General features: G+C 65.1%; 27 protein-coding genes and 1 pseudogene. 17 read left to right on the top strand and 11 right to left on the bottom strand.

Features of this window, described 5'->3' with window-relative positions:
* The first annotated feature begins 5 nt into the window (after positions 1 to 5).
* The gene (locus EDC36_RS13155) at positions 6 to 3,230 is read left to right on the top strand and encodes a DUF4214 domain-containing protein (RefSeq protein WP_165902814.1); all 3,225 of its coding nucleotides are present in this window, start codon (positions 6 to 8) and stop codon (positions 3,228 to 3,230) included.
* 93 nt (positions 3,231 to 3,323) lie between these two features.
* On the opposite strand, the gene EDC36_RS04825 is transcribed toward EDC36_RS13155, so the two are convergent.
* The 7 genes from EDC36_RS04825 to EDC36_RS04800 form a co-directional block, all read right to left on the bottom strand.
* Positions 3,324 to 3,827, bottom strand: coding sequence for a siphovirus Gp157 family protein (locus EDC36_RS04825; RefSeq protein ID WP_132962111.1), 504 nt, complete (start codon positions 3,825 to 3,827; stop codon positions 3,324 to 3,326).
* A 4-nt stretch (positions 3,828 to 3,831) separates the two neighbouring features.
* Positions 3,832 to 4,197: a hypothetical protein gene (locus tag EDC36_RS04820; protein WP_132962110.1), complete on the bottom strand. Its 366-nt coding sequence runs from the start codon at positions 4,195 to 4,197 to the stop codon at positions 3,832 to 3,834.
* A gap of 9 nt (positions 4,198 to 4,206) precedes the next feature.
* Positions 4,207 to 4,842: a hypothetical protein gene (locus EDC36_RS04815; RefSeq protein ID WP_132962109.1), complete on the bottom strand. Its 636-nt coding sequence runs from the start codon at positions 4,840 to 4,842 to the stop codon at positions 4,207 to 4,209.
* A 66-nt stretch (positions 4,843 to 4,908) separates the two neighbouring features.
* Positions 4,909 to 5,337, bottom strand: coding sequence for a hypothetical protein (locus tag EDC36_RS04810; RefSeq protein WP_132962108.1), 429 nt, complete (start codon positions 5,335 to 5,337; stop codon positions 4,909 to 4,911).
* Entirely contained in the window at positions 5,334 to 6,194 is an 861-nt protein-coding gene (locus tag EDC36_RS04805; protein ID WP_132962107.1) for an ATP-binding protein, read from the bottom strand. The genes EDC36_RS04810 and EDC36_RS04805 overlap by 4 nt, the downstream gene beginning before the upstream one ends.
* A 101-nt stretch (positions 6,195 to 6,295) precedes the next feature.
* Positions 6,296 to 6,457, bottom strand: coding sequence for a hypothetical protein (locus EDC36_RS13150; RefSeq protein WP_165902813.1), 162 nt, complete (start codon positions 6,455 to 6,457; stop codon positions 6,296 to 6,298).
* Between the two features lie 84 nt (positions 6,458 to 6,541).
* Complete coding sequence (locus EDC36_RS04800; RefSeq protein ID WP_132962106.1) at positions 6,542 to 7,162, bottom strand: LexA family protein; 621 nt, start codon at positions 7,160 to 7,162, stop codon at positions 6,542 to 6,544.
* Positions 7,163 to 7,235: 73 nt separating this feature from the next.
* Between EDC36_RS04800 and EDC36_RS04795 the strand changes: the two genes are divergently transcribed.
* The 16 genes and pseudogenes from EDC36_RS04795 to EDC36_RS04730 all read left to right on the top strand — a co-directional run bounded on the left by EDC36_RS04795 (position 7,236) and on the right by EDC36_RS04730 (position 17,575).
* Positions 7,236 to 7,499: a transcriptional regulator gene (locus EDC36_RS04795; protein ID WP_132962105.1), complete on the top strand. Its 264-nt coding sequence runs from the start codon at positions 7,236 to 7,238 to the stop codon at positions 7,497 to 7,499.
* Positions 7,496 to 7,768: a helix-turn-helix domain-containing protein gene (locus tag EDC36_RS04790; protein WP_132962104.1), complete on the top strand. Its 273-nt coding sequence runs from the start codon at positions 7,496 to 7,498 to the stop codon at positions 7,766 to 7,768. The genes EDC36_RS04795 and EDC36_RS04790 overlap by 4 nt, the downstream gene beginning before the upstream one ends.
* A complete protein-coding gene (locus tag EDC36_RS04785) occupies positions 7,768 to 8,025 on the top strand; it encodes a hypothetical protein (protein WP_132962103.1) in 258 nt (85 codons plus the stop codon). The genes EDC36_RS04790 and EDC36_RS04785 overlap by 1 nt, the downstream gene beginning before the upstream one ends.
* A pseudogene (locus tag EDC36_RS13510) lies at positions 7,977 to 8,210 on the top strand (helix-turn-helix domain-containing protein); the annotation flags it as partial. The gene EDC36_RS04785 and the pseudogene EDC36_RS13510, both read left to right, overlap by 49 nt.
* Before the next feature lie 216 nt (positions 8,211 to 8,426).
* Positions 8,427 to 9,002, top strand: coding sequence for a hypothetical protein (locus EDC36_RS04780; protein ID WP_132962102.1), 576 nt, complete (start codon positions 8,427 to 8,429; stop codon positions 9,000 to 9,002).
* Positions 8,999 to 10,813: a toprim domain-containing protein gene (locus EDC36_RS04775; protein WP_132962101.1), complete on the top strand. Its 1,815-nt coding sequence runs from the start codon at positions 8,999 to 9,001 to the stop codon at positions 10,811 to 10,813. The genes EDC36_RS04780 and EDC36_RS04775 overlap by 4 nt, the downstream gene beginning before the upstream one ends.
* Before the next feature lie 352 nt (positions 10,814 to 11,165).
* A complete protein-coding gene (locus tag EDC36_RS04770; protein ID WP_132962100.1) occupies positions 11,166 to 11,588 on the top strand; it encodes a putative PDDEXK endonuclease in 423 nt (140 codons plus the stop codon).
* A complete protein-coding gene (locus EDC36_RS04765) occupies positions 11,572 to 12,096 on the top strand; it encodes a hypothetical protein (RefSeq protein WP_132962099.1) in 525 nt (174 codons plus the stop codon). Before EDC36_RS04770 ends, EDC36_RS04765 begins: the two co-directional genes overlap by 17 nt.
* A 97-nt stretch (positions 12,097 to 12,193) precedes the next feature.
* Positions 12,194 to 12,382: a hypothetical protein gene (locus tag EDC36_RS04760; RefSeq protein WP_132962098.1), complete on the top strand. Its 189-nt coding sequence runs from the start codon at positions 12,194 to 12,196 to the stop codon at positions 12,380 to 12,382.
* On the top strand, positions 12,379 to 12,918 hold the full coding sequence (locus EDC36_RS04755) for a hypothetical protein (protein WP_132962097.1): 540 nt from the start codon (positions 12,379 to 12,381) through the stop codon (positions 12,916 to 12,918). The genes EDC36_RS04760 and EDC36_RS04755 overlap by 4 nt, the downstream gene beginning before the upstream one ends.
* A gap of 76 nt (positions 12,919 to 12,994) precedes the next feature.
* On the top strand, positions 12,995 to 13,471 hold the full coding sequence (locus EDC36_RS04750; RefSeq protein WP_132962096.1) for an ImmA/IrrE family metallo-endopeptidase: 477 nt from the start codon (positions 12,995 to 12,997) through the stop codon (positions 13,469 to 13,471).
* Positions 13,468 to 13,887 carry a hypothetical protein gene (locus tag EDC36_RS04745; protein ID WP_132962095.1) on the top strand — a complete coding sequence of 140 codons (420 nt, stop codon included), beginning with the start codon at positions 13,468 to 13,470 and terminating at the stop codon, positions 13,885 to 13,887. Before EDC36_RS04750 ends, EDC36_RS04745 begins: the two co-directional genes overlap by 4 nt.
* Before the next feature lie 8 nt (positions 13,888 to 13,895).
* The gene (locus tag EDC36_RS13145; RefSeq protein WP_165902812.1) at positions 13,896 to 14,048 is read left to right on the top strand and encodes a hypothetical protein; all 153 of its coding nucleotides are present in this window, start codon (positions 13,896 to 13,898) and stop codon (positions 14,046 to 14,048) included.
* A gap of 196 nt (positions 14,049 to 14,244) precedes the next feature.
* Positions 14,245 to 14,727: a hypothetical protein gene (locus EDC36_RS04740; RefSeq protein ID WP_132962094.1), complete on the top strand. Its 483-nt coding sequence runs from the start codon at positions 14,245 to 14,247 to the stop codon at positions 14,725 to 14,727.
* A 92-nt stretch (positions 14,728 to 14,819) separates the two neighbouring features.
* A complete protein-coding gene (locus EDC36_RS04735) occupies positions 14,820 to 16,361 on the top strand; it encodes a site-specific DNA-methyltransferase (RefSeq protein WP_132962093.1) in 1,542 nt (513 codons plus the stop codon).
* Positions 16,358 to 17,575, top strand: coding sequence for a site-specific DNA-methyltransferase (locus tag EDC36_RS04730; protein WP_132962092.1), 1,218 nt, complete (start codon positions 16,358 to 16,360; stop codon positions 17,573 to 17,575). Before EDC36_RS04735 ends, EDC36_RS04730 begins: the two co-directional genes overlap by 4 nt.
* 87 nt (positions 17,576 to 17,662) lie before the next feature.
* Here the strand turns inward: EDC36_RS04730 and EDC36_RS04725 are convergent, their stop codons facing one another.
* From EDC36_RS04725 to EDC36_RS04710, 4 genes are read right to left on the bottom strand one after another with little or no spacing between them, the layout of a single operon-like run.
* The gene (locus EDC36_RS04725) at positions 17,663 to 17,878 is read right to left on the bottom strand and encodes a hypothetical protein (RefSeq protein ID WP_132962091.1); all 216 of its coding nucleotides are present in this window, start codon (positions 17,876 to 17,878) and stop codon (positions 17,663 to 17,665) included.
* Positions 17,875 to 18,198, bottom strand: a complete 324-nt coding sequence (locus EDC36_RS04720; protein WP_132962090.1) for a hypothetical protein — start codon at positions 18,196 to 18,198, stop codon at positions 17,875 to 17,877. The genes EDC36_RS04725 and EDC36_RS04720 overlap by 4 nt, the downstream gene beginning before the upstream one ends.
* A complete protein-coding gene (locus tag EDC36_RS04715; RefSeq protein ID WP_132962089.1) occupies positions 18,191 to 18,796 on the bottom strand; it encodes a DUF3489 domain-containing protein in 606 nt (201 codons plus the stop codon). The genes EDC36_RS04720 and EDC36_RS04715 overlap by 8 nt, the downstream gene beginning before the upstream one ends.
* 36 nt (positions 18,797 to 18,832) lie before the next feature.
* On the bottom strand, positions 18,833 to 19,078 hold the full coding sequence (locus EDC36_RS04710) for a hypothetical protein (protein WP_132962088.1): 246 nt from the start codon (positions 19,076 to 19,078) through the stop codon (positions 18,833 to 18,835).
* Positions 19,079 to 19,136: the final 58 nt, after the last annotated feature.

Genomic DNA, 19,136 nt, shown 5'->3' with positions numbered 1-19,136 from the left:
GTTCGATGTCGACATTCATCACGTCCGCTCAACGTACCAAGCTCATCGAGCTGTACATCGGCTACTTCAACCGTGCGCCCGAAGCCGCCGGCCTCAACTATTGGGCGGGCGAGCTGCTCACACTGCTGGGGCAGGGCAAGACCGAACAACAAGCCTTTGATAGCATCGCCAACCGCTTCTACGACGCGGGCGTGCAGTTTGGCGTCTTCTCCAACGCCATGACGGTGGAGCAATTCATTACCACGGCGTACCAAAACGTGCTCGGCCGCAGCTCGGTGGACAGCGACGGCATGACGTACTGGACGCAAAAGCTCACCAGCGGTGAAGTCTCGCGCGGCCAATTCATCCAGCAACTCATCACCGAAGCCAAAGCCGTAGCGGCCGCTGACCCGCAGTGGGCGTGGGTTGGCACATACCTGGCCAACCGCACCGCCGTGGGCGACTGGTTTGCCAACAACAGCGCGGGCCTGACCGGCCAAGATGCCATCAACGCCGGCACCGCCATCATCGCCAACAGCGTGACCCCCGCCAGTGCGCAAGCCGGCCAAACCGCTGCTGAAGCGGTCACGGCGGCGCAGGCTGCTCAGGCGGCGCAGCAAGGGCAAACGTTCATGCTCACTACGGGTTCGGACACCGGTGCTGCCTTTACCGGTGGCGCAGGCAATGACACCTTCATCGGCAACCAGGTCGCTGCAGGCGTCACCTGGACGGTAGGCGATGCGATTGACGGCGGCGGCGGTACGGATACCTTCACGGTAACGCAAACGGGCGCTATTACGATCCCGACAGGTGCCACGGTCAAGAATATCGAGAATGCGGAATTCCTGAGCGGCAGCACGGTGACGCTCAACACCACCACCTGGACCGGCCTGCAACAACTCAAATCGAACGCCACGGGCGGCACCACCTTGACCGCGGCAGCCGACGTCAACATCACCGCCACCGAAAACAGCGTGTCTGCTGTCGACGGCAATGTCACCATCAACGGCGGCAAGGATATCGCACTGACGGTCACCGGAACGACCAATGACAATGAAGCTCTGAACACGACTACCTACGCCGGCGCGGAAATCGTGGTGGGCGGCACGACCGAGCCCACGGGCGCGGTGACCATCAATAGCAAGTTCACTGGCGCGAACACGAACGACGCGCCTGACATCTTCGTCAAGGGCGGCACGACCGTCAACATCGCCCAGACGCTGGGCAACGCCGTCAACACCACCAACACCTTCGGCGAAGTGCTCGTGGTGGGCGGCGCCAACACGACCGCAGTGACCGTGACCCAAGAGGCTGCTGCGACGGCTTCGACCACCGTGGCGGGCAAGACCAACAGTGCCGTCAACGTCGTTGACAAGAATGCCTCCTCGACCACGGCGGCTGGTACCATCACCACCGTCACCCTCAACAACTACGGCAACTCCGCCATCAACTCCGGCGCGCTGTCGACCGTCAATCTGTCCGGCACGGGCGGCACCTTGGGCATCACCCCGGGCGCGCTGACCACTCCGGCCGTCACCACCCTGAACCTGAACGTCAAGAACCTGAGCGCGCCGTCGGACAACAGCATCACTGTCAACACTTACAAGACGCTCAACATCACGGGTACCGAGAAGGCATCTACGATCACCAACGTGACCGGTGCGGCCGTGGAGACCCTCAACATCGCCGGGGATGCCAAGGTTGTCCTGAGCAACAACACCTTTACGGCCCTCAAGTCTGTCGTGTCCACCAACACGGCTGGCGTGACCTTGGGCACAACCGCGCTGGGTGCCGGCGTCTCCTTCACCGGCGGCGATGGTGACGACAGCATCATCCTGTCCAACGCCTTCACCAAAGCCATTACGATGGGCAAGGGCAACGACACCGTCACCTACGGCGGTGCGGCTGGCACCGGTGGCTCGGTCAACGCCGGCGACGGCACCGACACCATCGTCATGACGGTGGGGCAGGCCGATGCCGCCGACAACGACGCCACATTCAACTCGACGTTCTCGGGCTTCGAGGTGCTGCAGCTGGATGCCTCCAGCATGGGCGGCACCAAGACCGTCAACCTGGTCGGCATCAACGGCGTCAACAAAGTCGTCACCGGCGCGGCTTCGCATGCGCTGACCCTCGACAACTTCGCCAACAATGGCACCCTCAAGCTCACGAGCAACGTTGGTGCCGGTAGTTACGTGGCCAACGTCACGAACGCGGCGTTCAACCCGAACGACACGTTCAACATCGAGCTGAGCAAGACCAGCGCACTGACTGCTGGCTCGGTGACCGTCGCCGGCGTGGAGAACATCAACATCAACGTGGCCGATGCCGACCCCAGTGGCAGCGCCGCCGTCGTGCACACCATGACGCTTGTGGCCACCAGCGCCAAGAAAGTGGTCGTCACCGGCAACAACGGCCTGACCCTGACCAACACCGGCAACACCGCCATCACCGAGTTCGACGCCTCTGGCGTTGTGGCCAACGGTACGGCGGGTCTGGACACTGCGGCCAACCTCGCGGTGACCTTTACTTCGGCCAACAACACTGCAACTGCCAACGTGACCATCATCGGCGGTGACGGTAACGACGTGCTGACGGGCGGCGCTGCCAAAGATAATATCAACGGTGGCAAGGGTAACGACGTCATCACCGGCGGTCTGGGTCAGGACACCATCCAACTTGGTCAAGGCCGTGACGTGGTCAAGATCGCTTCGAACAGTGACAGTAATGTGGCGACGTCCGACTCGCATACAGGCACCTTTGACATCATCACCGGCTTCAACCTGCTGGGTGCGATCACCACGGCAACTAACCTATCCAGTGTTGCCAATTTCCAGAGCGCAACGGCGGGCGGTGCCAATGCCAATATGTTGGTGATTGACTTCGAGCAGGATGATGGTGGTCCCGGTAATGGAACCGACCTTCCTGTTGTTATTAAAGTGAATGGCACTGGTTCGGGTCAGGCCGCAGGTGTCACTTACACGGTCACCAACGGTATCCTTACGCTATCGGGTACTGGGGCCTCGGCGGTTGATACCCTGGGTGAGTGGCTGGCCGAAGCAGCCGCTGTTGCGGCCACCAATGGCGAGGTTCTCGCCTTCGTCTTTGGCGGTGACACTTATGTGTTTGGCCAAAACGGTGCACAGGATATCCTGGTACAACTGGTTGGTGTACAGGCGTCTGCATTGGCATTAGCTGCTGCGAGCGCGACCTATGCCGCAGGCACGCTGCTGATTGGCGACAGCCTGTAATCTCCCCCGGCGAAAAGGCCGTAGCCCACCGGCTTGAGCTGAAAGCCATTGAAACCCTGTCCTTCTCACGAGGGGCAGGGTTTTTCTTTGCCCTCACCGAATCTCCACCCGCACCCCCTGGGTCAGCCTCGCCCCCGGCACTTCCTGCCCTGCCTTGAGCAGCGCCTTGATCGCCTCCTTGTTGGGCTTGGGCGGCGGCGGTGGCGGTGTCATCATCAGCTCCGGCGGAATCAGCGCCTCATCCACGATCTCCACGGCTGGCGGATTCTTCCTGATCGCGATCGCAAACCACGGACTCTCGATCTTCGAGATGCCGCAAGCCTGCATGTTGGCAAGCAGATACTGCCGCACCCGCTCGGCGCGTGATTCGATCGCCTTGCGCCGTGCCGCCATCTGCGCCTCGGCCGCCCTGATCTGCTCGGCCAGGGCCTCCAGATTGCGCACGAAGGCGGCGACGTTGGTGGCTTTGACCTCCACCTCGCCCTTCAAGGCTTCGAGCGTGTCCTGCACCACTTCCTCGGGCAGATCGAGGTCGGCAAGCGTCTCAAGCGCGCGGCGGTAGTCGGCGGCGAGTTCATAAAGCGCGGGCAGGCTCATCGCATCAGCCCTCCCGCCCAAAGATGCGCTGCCGGATCATCTCGCGCTCGCGCTTGTCCTCCTCGGAGTAGGTGGACAGCCCCCGCAGCTTGGCGATGGCCTCCACCATGCTCTCTTGCAGGATCGCGATGGCGGCTTTGGTGGTGGCAACCTGAATCTCGCGCGCCAGCGCGTGCACAAGCTGCTGGTGATCCACCTGCGCGACAGCCTCCTTGATCGCCTGCACGATCGCGCCGCTCGTGATCTCATGCGCCATCGCCTGCGCGATGGCGGACTGCACCGAATACCCCTTGAGCGCGGCGTTTACCGCGTCGTGCACCGAGTCACGGACGGCCTCGGCGATGCTCGATTCATCAATGCGGATATTCATGATCCCTCCTCAGAACGGCACGTCGTCCTGCATATCCTCAAACCCGCTGCCCTGCGCAGGCTGAGCAGCAGGGGCTTGGGCGGCGCGGCTATCCTTGTCCTTGAGGCTGGCAAGCCTTGCCGCAAGCTTCTGGGGCTCCAGCCCCGCGGCCTTCTCGCTGGCGGTCTGGCGCGTCTGCGGGTCAAACACCCCCACGATGTTGAGCCGCGAGCCCTCTTTGCCAGTCTGGGTCGTGTAGAGCTCGCGCTGCAGCAGCAACCCGATGCGCTTGTGTTTCAGCGCCGGATAGCCGTCTGCCACGGCCTCCACCTCCTCGCCGAGCTCCCGATCCCAGCGCCAGTAGCGCACCTTGCCGGGCTTGAGGCCGGACTCCACGCCCGCGCAGACGAGCAAGGCATCCAGAAGGTCATGCCCGAAGTAGCGCTTGCCATCGGCCGACAGCGTCCAAAGCGTCAGCGGATACTTCGGCTTGCGGCCATCGTCGGCGACAAAGCCCAGCTCCACCCCCCAGGCCCCCTTGGAGGACTGGATGGCGCGGGCGTAGTCGATCGTGCCGGTGTAGGCTCCGGTGTGGGCGATGTAGCGCTCGCCGCCATCGGCGGCTTCCAGATGCTCGGTGCTGTAGGCGTAGCTAGGAATGCTCATGCGGGTCTCTCCTTGTGAATCGAAGTCAAGGGCAGGGGCCGGAATTCCATTCCGACCCTTTGGATGTCATGCGCGGCTTGCCTCATGGGGCAAGGCCAGGGCGTTCTGATCGGGCTCGCCCTTGACCTCATCCATCCCCTGCGTGTAGGGCTTGGCGTCGGCCACCACCACCAGCACCGTGCTGCCGGCGCTGCTGTAGAGCTCGTGGATGTGGGGCGAAGCCTGCGACATCTTGATGACGGCCTTAACACCATCCTTGATCGTGATCTGCTCAAGCTCGCCTGCCACCACCACGCGCCCATCGGCGGCAATGGCCTTGACCGCCTCGTGCACCTGTGCGAGCACCCGGCGGCGCAGGCGCTCGATCACCTCATCCTGCTGCGCCTGCGACATCGCCGCCCAGGGCTTGGGGCAAAGACGCATCTCATCGATCAGCGCCCTGAGCAAATCCAGCCCCACGGTGGCGGCGGTTTGATTGGTCGTCGAGATGTTCATGCTGCGGCCTCCTCGGTGACGGTTTCAGACTGCAACGCGGCCTTCCTCTCGGACAAGGCCGCCTTGATGGCGTCGCGGCTTTCTGGCGGCGTCTCATGCCAGATGGCTTTGAGCTCATCGAGCGTGGAGGCGCGCGCGATGCGAGCAAGGGTCGATTCGGCATCCCAGGCAGGCTGCCCAGAGCGCAGCCACTCGATGAGCATCCTGCCCGTCTCGGCCGACAGCGGCGCGGGATCCTTGCCATCGAAGAGCCCCGTGCGGTCTTTGCTGACGGTGGACAGGTGCCCATCGAGCGAGAGCTCCAAGACGGTGGTGAACTCGTACTCGAAGCCATCGCGCTGGACAGGGGCCATGCCCACCTTGCGCGGCACGGCCTTGCCGCCCACGTCCTGGATGACGTACTCGGTCTTGCTTCTGAGCGTTGCGATGATGTGGATCGGCGCGCGCAGGATGGCGTCCAAGAGCTTGTTGTGGCGCGGGGTGACCTCGGCCCAGGCGGCGTAGGAGTTGCCGGACTTGGACGAGCGCGTGATCTTGTCGTGGATGTCGAGGATGCCGCCTTCGCCCATCCACTCATGGGTGATGGAGTCGATGATGAGAAGCTCGTAGCCGGCCTTGACCGCAGCGGCGATGGCCTCCACGAAGCGCTCGGGCGCAAAAGGAGGCCCCATCTCCATCACGTCGAAGCGGAAGCGGTCGGCGTACAGAGACGCGGAGCCGCTTTCGGTGTCGATGACGGCGATCTTGTCGGCCATGCCGCTGGCCACGGCCAGGGCCGAGTACGTCTTGCCGGAGCCGGAGGGTCCGGCGATAGCCAGGCGAAGCCGCGCATGGCGTCGGGTGGCGGGGGTGAACATGGGGGGGGCTCCTTACAGCGTGATGCGCGCCAGATGCCAGGCGCGGCGGATGGAATAGCCGTGGCGCAGGTACCACAGGAAGTCGCGGAGGAACTTGCGCATCACGCGACCCTCCCGATGGCCTCGGCTTTGAGACGACAAGGCGGCGAGGTTTGCGTGGCAAGGGCGATCTCGATGGCGTCGCACACATGGCGCGCCAGCACGTGCAGCACGCGGGCATCCGGCCCGCGGCCCAGGGTGATGCGAAAGGTCAGCAGGGTCATGCTCGTCTCCTTGGTGGGTGACGAGCGTAATTTAGCCGTATGTAAACCAAAAAGTCAAGCAGCAGCTAAACGTTCCGCGCCTGTTTAGAGTTTTTCGCCGCGGAAGACCACCACGCCGCAGATGGTGGCGTTGCCGTTGATGCGGATGATGGGCTCGGGCCAGGCGGGATTGAGCGCTTTGAGGTAGCGCTCGTTGCCCTCGACGATGAGCTTTTTGAAGGTGGCCTCGGCCGCATCGTCCAGCCGCACCACCACCAGCGACCCATGCACGGCGGGGCGGTCTGGGTCGACGAAGATCAAGTCGCCGTCCTGGAAGGACGGGCGGCCATGCGGGTTGAACATGGACTCGCCCCGCACGCGCAGCACGAAGGTGCGCGGGCCGCATTTGACGGGGCAGGGCAGCCACTCCTCGGCATCCGCAGGCGTGAGACTGCCGGCGATCTCGGCCCAGTGGCCGGCCTGCACCCAGGAGATGAGCGGCACCAGTCCCGCGATGTCGGGGCCGGGCTCGACATTGGAATCGGCGGGCCGATCCAGGTAGCCAGGCGGCATGCCGTAGTCGCGCTCGAGCCGGCGCGCGGCGCGCTCGCCGAAGGAGGCCTTGCCGTGCATGAGCTGCGACAAGTAGCTCTTCTCATGCTGCGGCAGCGTGCGGCCCTGGAACCAGCGGCGCAGCTGCTGGCGGCGGATGCTTTGGATGTCCATGACGCATTTTCTTTAGGCGCGGATAAACAATCAAATACTTGACTCTGGGTTTAGTGGTCAGTAAACTGGCCGCATGCGACTCAAGGAGTACCTCGACACCCTGCCACGCGGCGAGCGCAAGCGCCTTGCCCAGAAGCTTGGCGTGTCGCTGTCCTATCTGTGCCAGATGGCCTCTGGCGTTGCGCACATCTCTCCACTGCGCAGCGTGCAGATCGAGAAGGCGACAAGCGGCGTTGTGCCAAGGCAGCACACGCGGGCGGACTGGCGCGAGCTGTGGCCGGAGCTGTCTGAGCTCGATTCAGGCACACCCGTCACGCAAGTCAAGGAGGAGCCATGAGACCTGCACGCTCAACCGACCCCTGGACAAGCCACGAGGCGGCCGATCGCACCGCCGAGTTTGCGCCCACCCAGCGCAACCGCATTCTGGGGATGCTGCGGCTCTACGGGCCGCTGACGCCCGAGGAGATCAGCAATCTGCTGGGCTTTGAGCCCTACGCCATCAGAAAGCGCCTGCCGGAGCTGCAAAAGGCCGGGCTGGCGATGCCAACGGGCGAGGTCAAGCCCACCCGAAGCGGACGGCATCAGCGGGTGTGGAGGGCGATCTGATGCAAGCCGGCACGTTTGCCCTCATCCCCATCGAAGTGATCCAAGACCGGCGGTTGACCTACGAGCAGGTGCGCGTGCTCATGGCGCTGTTTTGCTTGCGAGGTGGCGGGTTTGGCGTCACGCCGGCCTCGGCTCACGACATCGCCAGCCTGGTCGGCATGCCAATGGACGACGTCACGCGCATTCTGCGCGACCTGGCCGGGCTGGGATGTTTGCGCAAGTATGGTTTCGCCCTCGACGAAGTGGAGGCGAAATGAGTATCGATTTGATGGCAAAAGCTTGGCAACTCAATTTGCCTGCCACACAAAAGCTGGCGCTTTTGGCCATGTGCGATTGGGCAGATCGGACTGGATGCAGTTTGCATCCGAGTGTTGCAGCCGTCGCAAGGCGGTTGTCGGTATCGGAGCGCCATGCCCAGCGAATCTTGCACCAACTAATAGAGGACGGATGGTTGCAAGTCGTCAGCAATGAAAACGGTGGAGCGCCAGGTAGTACCAGGCACTACCGGATCAATGTTCGCAAGCTCACCGACAACGCCAAGACGAGTTTTACGGGTGACATTGATGTCACGGGTGACATTGATGTCACGGGTGACATTGATGTCACGGGTGACATGGATGTCGCCAGACGGGTGACATGTGTGTCCGAGACGGGTGACATGGATGTCACCCAAACCGTCAATAAACCGTCAGTAGAACCGTCATATACCCCCCCCTACCCCCCCAAGGGGGAGGGCGGGGCCGAGGCGGCCTCATCGGGCAGTGGCAGGGCTCGATCCTGTGGCGGCCCATCCACGCGTGCCGGCCAAGAGGCCGAGCCCGAGGGATTTGCGCAGTTCTGGGCGGCCTACCCGAGAAAGGTCGCGCGCCAGGATGCCCTGCGCGCCTTTGCCAAGCTCAAGCCCGATGCCGAGCTGCTCAAGCGCCTGCTGGCCGCGCTTGAGCGCCACAAGGCCAGCCGCCAGTGGAGCCGCGACGGCGGCCAGTACATCCCCTATCCGGCCACCTGGCTCAACGGCAGGCGCTGGGAGGACGGGCAGGACGAGGAGCAGGACGAGCCGCGCTACGGCGGGCCGCCGCCAGGCCAGAAGGTCGGGCGCTGGACGCCCACCGGCACGGACCTTTCCACCGCCGACTGGCACGCGTGGGACTGGAGCAAGGGCGTGCCGCGCTACATCGACGGCGTGTGGGCTGTGTGGCCCGATGAGTACGAGCGCGACGGGAGGATCGTGTGAACGCCGCCGACATTGCGCAGGCGCTCTCGGAGCGCGCCGAAGACGTGGCCGCCTACCTGCTGCCCAAGGGCAAGCGGGCCGGGCGCGAGTGGAGGGCCGGCTCCATCAGCGGCGAGCCGGGGCAGTCGCTGGCGGTGGCCATCCACGGCAACAAGCGCGGCATTTGGCGCGACTTCGCCACCGACCAGGGCGGCGACCTGCTCGATCTGTGGATGGCCGTGCGGGCCTGCTCGGTGGCGCAGGCCATGCGCGAGGCGGCGCAGTGGCTTGGCTTGCGCGAGACGATTCCGGCTGGCGCGCCGAAGCGCGAGTACCGCCGCCCGCCAAAGCCCGCCTGCACGGCCGCCGCCGCCGAGGTGCTTTCGTGGCTGGCCTCGCGCGGCATCAAGGAGCAGACCGCGCGCGACTTTCGCATCGCGCAGCGCCAGGAAGCCGGCAAGACCTACGCCATCTTCCCCTACCTGAGGGATGGCGAGTTCATCAACGCGAAGTTCCGCAACATCGCTGAGAAGCGCGACATGCGCCAGATGAAGGAGGCAGAGCCCTGCCTCTTTGGCTGGCACCTCATCGACCCCAAGTGCCGCCGCATCGTCATCACCGAAGGCGAGCTCGATGCCATGACGCTGCACCAGGCGGGCATCGCGGCGCTGTCGGTCAACGCCGGCGCAGGCAGCTTTGCGTGGCTGGAGAGCGACTGGGAGCGGCTGGAGCGCTTCAGCGACATCGTGATCGCCTTCGATGCCGATGAGGCCGGACGCAAGGGCGCGCGGGAGCTGGCCCGAAGGCTGGGCGAGGCGCGCGCGAGGCTGTGCGAGTTCGCCCCCTACAAGGACGCCAACGAGGCGCTGCAAGCCGGCGAAAGCCCCGAGTTCTTCGCCCGAGCCATCAGCGAGGCCAAACCCATCGAGCCCGATGGCATTAGGCCGTTCGACGCGTTCCTCGAGCGCGTGCAGGCCATGTTCTGGCCCGCGCCTGGCGAGGAAGCGGCGGGCTACCCGCTTGCGATCGGCCACAAGACGCAGGACTGGCTCGTCTTCCGCCCCGGGGAAGTGTCGGTGTGGACCGGCATCAACGGGCATGGCAAGAGCCAGTTTCTGGCGCAGCTATCCGTGCAGCACGCAGCGCTGGGGGCGCGCTGGTGCGTCTACTCCGGCGAGATGCCGCCGGCGGTGCAGCTCAAGCGCCTCATCAAGATCGCCACCGGCCAGGACCGGCCGCATCCTGAGCACATCGCGCAGGCCGCGCGCTGGATCGGGCAGAGCATGTGGGTCATCGACCGGGTGGGCTCGGTGGAGCTCTCATGGCTCATCAAGGTCTTCGAGTACGCCAACCGACGGTACGGCTGCGACTGCTTCCTGATCGACAGCCTGATGATGCTCTCCGACGTGCCCGAAGACGGCAGCGGAGCCTTCTCGGCGCAAAAGCGCGCCATCCAGACGATAGCGGACTTTGCCAAGCGAAGCGGCAGCCACGTGCACGTGGTGGCCCACCCGAGGAAGGGCCGCGATGAGACGATGGCCCCGGGCAAGCTCGACGTGGGGGGCTCCAGCCGCATCACCGATGGCGCAGACAACGTGCTCTCCGTCTGGAACGCCAAGCACGACCCGACCAAGCCCGACTACAACCCGGCGCTGCCCGACGGCCACATCGCGCTGCACAAGCAGCGCCACGGCGACGTCCAAGACCGCAAGGCGCTGCTGTGGTCGATTGCGGGCTGCCGCCAGTTCAGCGCCGACTCGCTGCGCGCGCCGCGCGTCTTCGTGCCCGAGCCTGCGCGCGCGCCGCAGCCTGCGCAGGAGGACTGGCTGTGAGCTGCCCGGCCTGCGCGGCTGCGCGCGCCCATCCTGCCTGCGGCGCTTACCTCATGCGCTGCCCGTGGTGCATGGCGCGGCTCATTGCCAGCGCCCGGCCCCTGCGCCGCCTTCAGGAGGCCCACATCGAGGCTTGCCGGCGGATGCACCGCCGCGACTGGCAGCAGGTCTGGGACGGGGTGCTTGAGCGGCTCCAGCGCAACGAGCTGATCGAGCCTGCGCCACAAACATGCCCGCAAACTGGCCTAAAAGGCCCTAGGAGCGATTTTGTGGAGGGGGCAGGTAGGGTGGTAGCCGCCCACCCCAAAAAACGCCTTGCAGCCCCTCAGAACCCGCAACAGGAGGAACTCAAGTGGGAGCCTTGAGCCGCGACAAAGGCAAACGAGGCGAGCGCGAAGTCGCCGCCATCATCAGCGACCTGCTGGGGGTCAGCGCCAGCCGCCGCGTGCGCCAGCACGACGGCGACAGCGACATCCTGGGGGTGCCGGGCTGGACGATCGAGGTCAAGCGCTGGAGCCTGCTGGTGCCGCACGAGGTCAACCGCGCCTGGGCGCAGGCGGTGGAGCAGGCGCAGCGCGATGGCGGCATTCCGGCGCTGTTCTTCCGCGCCAACTACCATCCGTGGCGCGTGATGTGGCCGATCTCCGTGCTGCTGACGATGCAGTCCGCGCACATGTGGGTCGAGCCCCAGTGGGCGGCGCAGACCACCCCAGAGGCCTGGGCGGCGGTGGCGCGCGAGCTTCTGTGGAGGCAGGCGCATGAGCCGCGCAGCTGAGCGCCCCAAGGCCGAGCCCGAGCCCGGCGACGTGCTGCTGCGCCCAGGCGGCGCGGCCGTCTTCGTGGAGGAGGAAGACGCCGAGTGGGGCCGCGTGCGGCACTACCGGACGGTGGACACGCTGGGGCTGATGCTCAAGGCCGGCACGATCTCGCAGGGCATGCACGATGCGGGCCGGCAGTTCCAGGAGGACTTCCTGCGGGCCTTTCGCTCGGGATATGCCAGCCCGCGCCTCGATGGGCTGCCCGCGGGCACGCGCTTGAGCGATGGCATCGCGCAAAGAAGCGCAGCGGCGGCGCTTGCCGTGCGCGAGGCGCTGGATGCCGCTGGCGGCGCAACGTCGCCCGCGGGGTCGGGCCTCTGGCACGTGGTGGGCCTTGGCATGTCGGTGCGCGAGTGGGTGCAAAGAGCCGCCTGGAGCGGCTACTTGCTGACCCAGCACACCGGCATGGGCGCGCTCATCGCGGGCCTGGCCATGCTGTGCCGGCACTACGGCTACAGGCCTTGACAGGGGCGTTTCACGCAAGTATGCTTTGGACAGTACCATCCCTTACTGCGCCCGCAGGGCTGAAGCCCGAGCGGGCGCTTTGCTTTGGAGGCCTGCCATGCAGGTGCTGATTCATCGTCCCGTCTGGCTTGAGCAGCGCCACCTGCCGGCTGGGTTGCGCCTGGAGCTGCCCGAGGAGGCAGCGCGCGCGCTCATCGCGATGGGCTCGGCCGTGGCGCTGGGGCAAGCCCAGAGCGAAGCCAAGCCCGAGCCGCAGGCGCGGCAGACGAGACGCAAGGCGGCATGATCCGCCTCACCGCCACGCTGGACGCCAAGGCGCTCTCGGCGCAAGTCTCCCGCCGCCTGCCGCAGGCGCTGGCGCGGGCGCTGACCAAGACGGCGCTGGATGCGCGCGATGCGGTCAGGCAGGAGCTTCCCCAGCGCTTTACGCTGCGCCGGCCGTGGGTCGTCCAGGGCATCCAGGCCAGGCCCGCCGATGCCAAGGGCCTCAAGGCCGCAGTCGGCAGCCGCGATGCGTTCATGGTCTGGCAGGAAGTGGGCGGGCTGCGCGTGGGCAAGAACGCCATCCCCCTGGGGCCGATTGCCAACATCGCCCGCTCCCAGGTGGTGCCCAAGCGCCTGTGGCCTGGGCGGATGCTCAAAGAGCGCGGCGTCTTCATCCGAAAAGGCATGGTGCTCAAGCGCCAGGGGCGGGACGTGCAGCCGTTGTGGATGCTCAAGCGCGCGCAGCCGGTGAAGGCGCGCATGGGCATGCGCGAGACGGTGAGCAGGGTGGTTGAGCGGCGATTCGCCGAGCAGTTGAGGCGGGCGTGGCAGCGATAGCTTCGCTCCCATCGAGTAAGCTTTATGGTATGCTGCAAGACGTCTTGATGACGTACGTCCAGTGGCGTATCAACCAATGATCGAGCGTAAGGCCGCGCAAATCCTGTCCGTCTACTGGGACGGTAAACTGCCCGTGGATGTGCATGCCATCGCATCTCGCATGGGTATTGATGTGCGTTGCGGTGCCATCGATGAGTCTGGGCGCATTGAGGTGCGTGAGGGTAGACCATGTATTACTGTGAATTGCGATGAAGCCCGCGTGCGACAGCGTTTTACTGTGGCCCACGAGCTCGGGCATTGGTCGCTCGGTCATCTCCAGCATGGGCAGCGATTGTTTCGTGATGCGCCAGATTCATTTACTTTGGCCGCGGGCGGACAAGAACGCGAGGCAAATGCTTTTGCTGCCGCCATTTTGATGCCCGCTGATGCATTGCGTTATGTGATGCAGAATGGTGTGGCGGATTCTTTGGAATCGTTAGCGCGACTCTTTGAGGTCTCGCGGGCGGCAATGCATTGGCGTGTCCAAAACCTCGGGCTGTTTGCTAATTTATGACCGAACCGCAGCAAATTGACTTGTCGCTAGACCGCGCTGGGACAACTGACGGGAGCGCAGTCTTCGACGTGCGGGAGCGTCTTTACCGTCAGCGATATGAACAAAGGCGATGGCTTTTCTGGGCGACAGTCAGTGGTTGCGCATTGATGTTATGCGGCTTCGGCGCATTTGTCTGGTCGGTGATGAGCTGGGCGTGGAGGCATCCAGACAAGTCGCTCGATTGGCATCTGCTGATGCTCGGCACAGCCATGATCGTGCCGCCAACCTTGCTCCTCTGGATGCTGATGAAATCCGTGTTTCGCGCCGACGGTCGGCTTGAAGAAAACAAGGCTGACGAAACCAGTGGGCTGGTGTGGTCAGATCTAGGTCGGGAGGCGCTGGCAGTTCTGCGCGCTTGGGTCGACAAGAGGTCTTGATTTCTAAGGTGTCGGCCAAGTACGCTTTCTCCGAGCTGGCGACCAAGGAAGACTTGCAGCAGCTGTACGAAAGCCTCACCAAAGACCTCACGATCCGCGTTGGGGTGATGCTGGCGGCTGCGGTGGGCATGATCGTGGGCATCTTGAGACTGCCGGTCTAAAACGCGCTAAAACGCCCTCTGACGCGTTTTTCGGGCGCGAGGCTACCCCCCTTGGTGACTGCGTAAAAACGCTTCTGGCGGCTTTTTAGCGGCCTTGGCGGTTCCTTTCTGGCGAGGTTGAGCGCGGGGCGGCGCGGCCCGCCGCATTTCGCTACCGTCAGGCGAGCAAAAAGTTCGCAGTTCGCAGTTCGCACCCATGAGCGTTTCGATCCGGGAGTTCGCCCGCCAGCGCGGGGTTTCCGATACCGCCGTGCGCAAGGCCATCGATCGCGGCGAGATCGCGCAGGAGCCCGACGGCAGCATCGATCCGGCGAGAAACGCCGGCTGGCAGCCGCGCGCGCAGGCGCGCAGCCTGCCCAAGGCCGAGGCGGCTGCGCCTGAGCCATCAAGCGCCATCCCCGACTACAGCAAAAGCCGCGCCATCCGCGAGGCCTACGCCGCGCGGCTTGCCAAGCTGGAGTTCGAAGAGCGCGCAGGCAAGCTCGTCTCAGCCGATGAGGCAAGGATCGAGCAGTTTCGCATCGCGCGCGCCTTGCGCGACCGGCTGCTGCAGCTGCCCGCCAAGCTTGCGCCGCAGCTGGTGGCGCTCATCGCCGACGATCCGGACGTGGTGGCGGTGGAGACGATGCTTGAGACCGAGCTGCGCGAGCTGCTGTCGGAGTTCGTGCAGGACCTTTGACCCTTTTGTGCTCCCTCCTTGCGTGCGTTAGCCAGCCGGTCTTCGCGCCGGCTGGCGTTCTTTTTGCCGCAGGGCGGGTCTTTGACAAGCGCATGATCAGCCCAAAGCTTGCCGACCGAATCGAGCTGCGCCCCGTGGAGGCGTTGATCCCTTACGCCAGAAACGCCCGCACGCACTCGCCGGAACAGATCGACAGGATCGCCGCCTCGATTGCGGAGTTTGGCTTTACCAACCCGATCCTTGTCGATGGTGAGAACGGCATCATCGCCGGCCACGGGCGCTTGGCCGCGGCAAGAAAGCTTGGCTTGGCGCAAGTGCCGGTCATTGAGCTGGCGCATCTTTCGCCTGCGCAAAAGCGCGCCTACATCCTGGCGGACAACCGCCTGGCGCTGGATGCTGGCTGGGATGAGGCGATGCTGGCCGTGGAACTGGCCGAGCTGCGGGATGCGGGCTTCGAGCTGGAGCTCACTGGCTTTGCCGAGGACGAGATCGAGCGGTATCTGGCCGAGTTCGACGAAGAAGAGGGGGAAGAGGAAGAGGCTAGCGAAGAGGGCGCGGATGAAGCCGACCTCGATGAGGAAGTCTCTCCTCCCAGGATCGTCACGAGCCGCCCCGGCGACATCTGGCGGCTGGGGCGGCATCGCCTGATCTGCGCCGACTCATCCGACGTCGAGGCGATTGCCCGGCTGATGGCCGGCGAGAAGGCCCACTTGCTCTTCACGAGCCCCCCTTATGCCAACCAGAGGAACTACACCACGGGCGGCATCGAGGACTGGGATGCGATCATGCGCGGGGTGTTTGCCGCGGCGATGGCCGCCATGCGCGAGGATGGGCAGATGCTCGTCAACCTGGGCCTGGTGCACCGCGACGGCTCGGTGATTCCTTACTGGGATGAGTGGCTGAAGTGGATGCCGCGGCAAGGCTGGCGCTTCTTTGGCTGGTATGTGTGGGATCAGGGGGTGACGGTGCCGGGCGACTGGGCGGGAAGACTTGCCCCACGGCATGAATTCATCTTCCACTTCAACCGCGAGGCCAGAAAGCCCAACAAGATCGTGCCGTGTAAGATGGCGGGCACCTATTCGCACCTGTCCGCGATCAATGGCGGCGGCGGCCTGCGGGACAAAAACGGCAGGCCCAACGACTGGACGCACGCCGACCGACCGATCCAGGATTACCGCATTCCGGATTCGGTGATCACGGTGACGCGTCAGCGCGGGCCGATCGACCCCGAACGTGAGATCGACCACCCGGCGGTGTTCCCGATCGGTCTGCCGACGTTCGTCATGGAGGCCTACAGCAACCCTGGCGAGATCGTGTTCGAGCCGTTTTCTGGCTCCGGCACCACGATCCTCGCGGGCGAGGCCTGCGGCCGCCGCGTGCGGGCCTCGGAACTCGCGCCCGAATACGTCGATGTGGCCGTGATCCGCTGGCTCAAGACCCACCCGGAGCAGATGCCGGTGCTGGAGGCGACTGGTCAGACGTGGGAGGAGGTCAAGGCCGAGCGGGAGCCCGAGGGCGTCGTGGCGGCAAGCTATGGCGACTCGAAGAAGCGCCTGTCCGACGTCTTCAACGACCGCATGGCCAAGCTCGGCGATGCTGCGCCGTATAAGCCGTGGGGGAGAAACGCGGCATGAACTGGCTCGCCGAGCGAATCGAGCACTGGCCCATCGAGCGCCTCATTCCCTACGCCAGGAACGCCCGCACGCACTCGCAGGAACAGATCGCAGCCATTGCCGCCTCGATTGCGGAATTCGGCTTCACCAACCCGATCCTGGCCGGCTCCGATGGCGTGATCGTGGCGGGGCACGGGCGGCTTGCTGCCGCAAGGAAGCTTGGCCTGCAGCAGGTGCCGGTGGTGGTGCTCGACCATCTCACCCCCACGCAGCGGCGGGCGCTCGTGCTGGCGGACAACCGCCTGGCCGAGATGGCGGGGTGGGACGGCGAACTGCTCAAGATCGAGCTCGACGAGCTGCAGGCAGAAGGCTTCGACCTTGACCTCATCGGCTTTGACGAGCAGGCCCTGGCCGATCTCCTGGGCGAAGAAGAGCCGAATCGGCAAGGCCAGACCGATGATGACGCGGTGCCTGAAGCGCCCGAAGAGCCCGTCACCCAGCCGGGCGATGTTTGGATCCTGGGCGAGCACCGGCTCGTGTGCGGCGATGCCACGCGGGCTGAGAGCTACCAGGCCTTGATGGGGGATGAGAAGGCGGCGCTCGTCTTCACCGACCCGCCCTACAACGTCGCCTACGCCGCGGACGATCATCAGGGCTTGAAGCGCCGGCCGATCGCCAACGACGACTTGGGCGAAGGCTTTGCGCCCTTCCTGCGCGAGGCGCTGGCGCTCATGATGGCGCATCTGGATGGCGCGTGCTACATCGCGATGAGCTCCAGCGAAATCCACACGCTGCGGCAAGTCTTCGATGAACTGGGCGGGCACTGGTCGACCTTCATCATCTGGGCCAAGGACACGTTCACCTTGGGGAGATCGGACTACCAGCGCCAGTATGAGCCGATCCTCTATGGCTGGCCCAAGGGGGCTGCCCGCCACTGGTGCGGCGACCGCGACCAGGGCGATGTGTGGCCGATCAAGCGCCCGCGCGCCAACGACCTGCACCCGACGATGAAGCCGGTGGAGCTCGTGGAGCGAGCGATGCGCAATTCCAGCCGGCCGGGCGACATCGTGCTCGACCCCTTTGGCGGCTCGGGCACGACCTTGATCGCGGCGGAGAAGACGGGACGGCGCGCGCGGCTCATTGAGCTGGAGCCCAAGTATTGCGACGTGATCGTGCGGCGCTGGGAAGAATGGGCAGGAGAGAAAGCCCGCCGGGTGGCGGCGGGCGGGGCCTGAAGCCTGCAGTGGCGCGCTCACTCGCCGAGCAGCCGTCAGGACTCCAGCAGCAAGTCGCCGCTGGTCTCATCGGCGATGCCAGCCGCGTTAGGCCGCATTGGGGGATACATCCTGCGGCTCATCGGCCGCCAGCCGGTGCCACACCCAGCGCCAGCCGGTGCCCCGGATGGGCACAGCGCCATCGTCGGCGTCGCCGGGCAGCCGGTTAAAGCCGTAGCGCAGCTCTCGCCTCCAGCCAGGGTCGCAGCAGCGTTGGGCGCTTGCTGGGTCGAGCCATTCGTGCAGGCCGGATCGGCACTTCATGGCTGGCGCTCCTTGTCCAGAGCATCGACGATGCGCACCAGATTGGCGATGCGATCGGCTTCAAAGCCAAAGCCGCGGCGGCGCAGGATCTGCTCGACGCTGGGCGCGCGCATGCTGGCGATGGCCTGCGCGGCTTGAAGCAGGCGGCCAAGCTGCTCGATCTGGCGCTCGATGATCTGGCGCTCCCGCTGGATGCTTTCGGCATCCTCCTCGGTATAGAAGCCATGCTCGTTGCGCGTGACGGTCTCGACCCTCTCATCGATGCATTCGAGCGCGGCGTTGATGAGGTCGGGCAGCAGCTGGGCGGCGGTTTCAGTCATGGGCGGCCTCCTTGGGGTCGCGGGCGATGGGCTCTGAGGCGGTCAGGCGGTAGCGTTTCTGGCGGCTGCCTGGCATCTTCTCGGCCAGGATGCGGTAGCCCTGCTTGGGCAGGCCGTGGCAGAGCAGGGATCGCAAGGAGTGCGGCTGCCAGCCGGTGGCTTCGCAGATCTGCGCGATGGTGGCACCCTCGGGGCGTTTCAACATCTCGATCACCAGCGCCTGCTTGCTGTGCTCGCGGCCACGCTTCGGTGCGGCGTCTGGTTGATCCTGCTGCCAGCTGGCTTCGGCGGCGGCGACCGCTGCTTCCAGTTCCGGATCGCTGGCCAGCGGCGGCGTGGCAACGCTGGTGGCCACCGTCGGCGGCAGGACATCTTCCGGCTGCGCCTCGCCCTTGATGATGGCGATGGCTGCCGAGGTCAGGCGCCACTGGCCGCCTTGCTGCTCGATCAACCCCCGCTGCGCGAGGCTGGCGATCATCTTGAGCTTGGCGCCGCCCTTGAGGTCGAGCAGCGGCTCGATCAGGCCACCGGCGTCGCAATGCGCGCGGGTGATGAGATCGAGTTGGCGTTCGGTGATTGGGGTGGTTTGTGCAGACATGGTGTTTCTCCTGGTCGTTGGATGGATCGGCGCGAGTCAGTCTTCCCACAGGTGCTCGCCATCGAGGCTGATCCACAGGCGCGCATCGCGCACGGTGGCCATCTCGCGCACCGGCAGGCCGGTTTTGAGGTTGGTGCCGGTCTTGCCGGTGAAGTCGTAACGCTGTCCGTCGTACATCACGGTCGCTGGGCCTTGATCGTTGAACTCGACGCGGATCAGGCGGGTGCCGAGGGCGTTGCCGTTGGTGTCGGTGACCTGGGGTTGGCGGATGCGCAGGGTCATGGTCTGCTCCTTGGTGCGTGGTGATTGGGTGAGGTGATGAACGCGCTGTTCGCGTGAG

This window comes from Tepidimonas ignava, from assembly GCF_004342625.1.
Lineage (GTDB): Bacteria > Pseudomonadota > Gammaproteobacteria > Burkholderiales > Burkholderiaceae_C > Tepidimonas > Tepidimonas ignava.
This window is presented reverse-complemented; position numbering and strand designations above follow the sequence as displayed.

Excerpts from the sequence above, each read along its gene's own strand:
- EDC36_RS13150 (WP_165902813.1), bottom strand. The coding sequence starts at position 6,457 with ATGACCCTGCTGACCTTTCGCATCACCCTGGGCCGCGGGCCGGATGCC.
- EDC36_RS04720 (WP_132962090.1), bottom strand. The coding sequence starts at position 18,198 with ATGACTGAAACCGCCGCCCAGCTGCTGCCCGACCTCATCAACGCCGCG.
- EDC36_RS04750 (WP_132962096.1), top strand. The coding sequence starts at position 12,995 with ATGATCGAGCGTAAGGCCGCGCAAATCCTGTCCGTCTACTGGGACGGT.
- EDC36_RS04780 (WP_132962102.1), top strand. The coding sequence starts at position 8,427 with ATGGATGTCACCCAAACCGTCAATAAACCGTCAGTAGAACCGTCATAT.
- EDC36_RS04825 (WP_132962111.1), bottom strand. The coding sequence starts at position 3,827 with ATGAGCCTGCCCGCGCTTTATGAACTCGCCGCCGACTACCGCCGCGCG.
- EDC36_RS04735 (WP_132962093.1), top strand. The coding sequence starts at position 14,820 with ATGATCAGCCCAAAGCTTGCCGACCGAATCGAGCTGCGCCCCGTGGAG.
- EDC36_RS04820 (WP_132962110.1), bottom strand. The coding sequence starts at position 4,197 with ATGAATATCCGCATTGATGAATCGAGCATCGCCGAGGCCGTCCGTGAC.
- EDC36_RS04785 (WP_132962103.1), top strand. The coding sequence starts at position 7,768 with ATGCAAGCCGGCACGTTTGCCCTCATCCCCATCGAAGTGATCCAAGAC.
- EDC36_RS04795 (WP_132962105.1), top strand. The coding sequence starts at position 7,236 with ATGCGACTCAAGGAGTACCTCGACACCCTGCCACGCGGCGAGCGCAAG.
- EDC36_RS04760 (WP_132962098.1), top strand. The coding sequence starts at position 12,194 with ATGCAGGTGCTGATTCATCGTCCCGTCTGGCTTGAGCAGCGCCACCTG.
- EDC36_RS13155 (WP_165902814.1), top strand. The coding sequence starts at position 6 with ATGTCGACATTCATCACGTCCGCTCAACGTACCAAGCTCATCGAGCTG.
- EDC36_RS04740 (WP_132962094.1), top strand. The coding sequence starts at position 14,245 with ATGAGCGTTTCGATCCGGGAGTTCGCCCGCCAGCGCGGGGTTTCCGAT.
- EDC36_RS04815 (WP_132962109.1), bottom strand. The coding sequence starts at position 4,842 with ATGAGCATTCCTAGCTACGCCTACAGCACCGAGCATCTGGAAGCCGCC.
- EDC36_RS04715 (WP_132962089.1), bottom strand. The coding sequence starts at position 18,796 with ATGTCTGCACAAACCACCCCAATCACCGAACGCCAACTCGATCTCATC.
- EDC36_RS04745 (WP_132962095.1), top strand. The coding sequence starts at position 13,468 with ATGACCGAACCGCAGCAAATTGACTTGTCGCTAGACCGCGCTGGGACA.
- EDC36_RS04790 (WP_132962104.1), top strand. The coding sequence starts at position 7,496 with ATGAGACCTGCACGCTCAACCGACCCCTGGACAAGCCACGAGGCGGCC.
- EDC36_RS04805 (WP_132962107.1), bottom strand. The coding sequence starts at position 6,194 with ATGTTCACCCCCGCCACCCGACGCCATGCGCGGCTTCGCCTGGCTATC.
- EDC36_RS04765 (WP_132962099.1), top strand. The coding sequence starts at position 11,572 with ATGAGCCGCGCAGCTGAGCGCCCCAAGGCCGAGCCCGAGCCCGGCGAC.
- EDC36_RS04810 (WP_132962108.1), bottom strand. The coding sequence starts at position 5,337 with ATGAACATCTCGACGACCAATCAAACCGCCGCCACCGTGGGGCTGGAT.
- EDC36_RS04730 (WP_132962092.1), top strand. The coding sequence starts at position 16,358 with ATGAACTGGCTCGCCGAGCGAATCGAGCACTGGCCCATCGAGCGCCTC.
- EDC36_RS04755 (WP_132962097.1), top strand. The coding sequence starts at position 12,379 with ATGATCCGCCTCACCGCCACGCTGGACGCCAAGGCGCTCTCGGCGCAA.
- EDC36_RS04725 (WP_132962091.1), bottom strand. The coding sequence starts at position 17,878 with ATGAAGTGCCGATCCGGCCTGCACGAATGGCTCGACCCAGCAAGCGCC.
- EDC36_RS04800 (WP_132962106.1), bottom strand. The coding sequence starts at position 7,162 with ATGGACATCCAAAGCATCCGCCGCCAGCAGCTGCGCCGCTGGTTCCAG.
- EDC36_RS04710 (WP_132962088.1), bottom strand. The coding sequence starts at position 19,078 with ATGACCCTGCGCATCCGCCAACCCCAGGTCACCGACACCAACGGCAAC.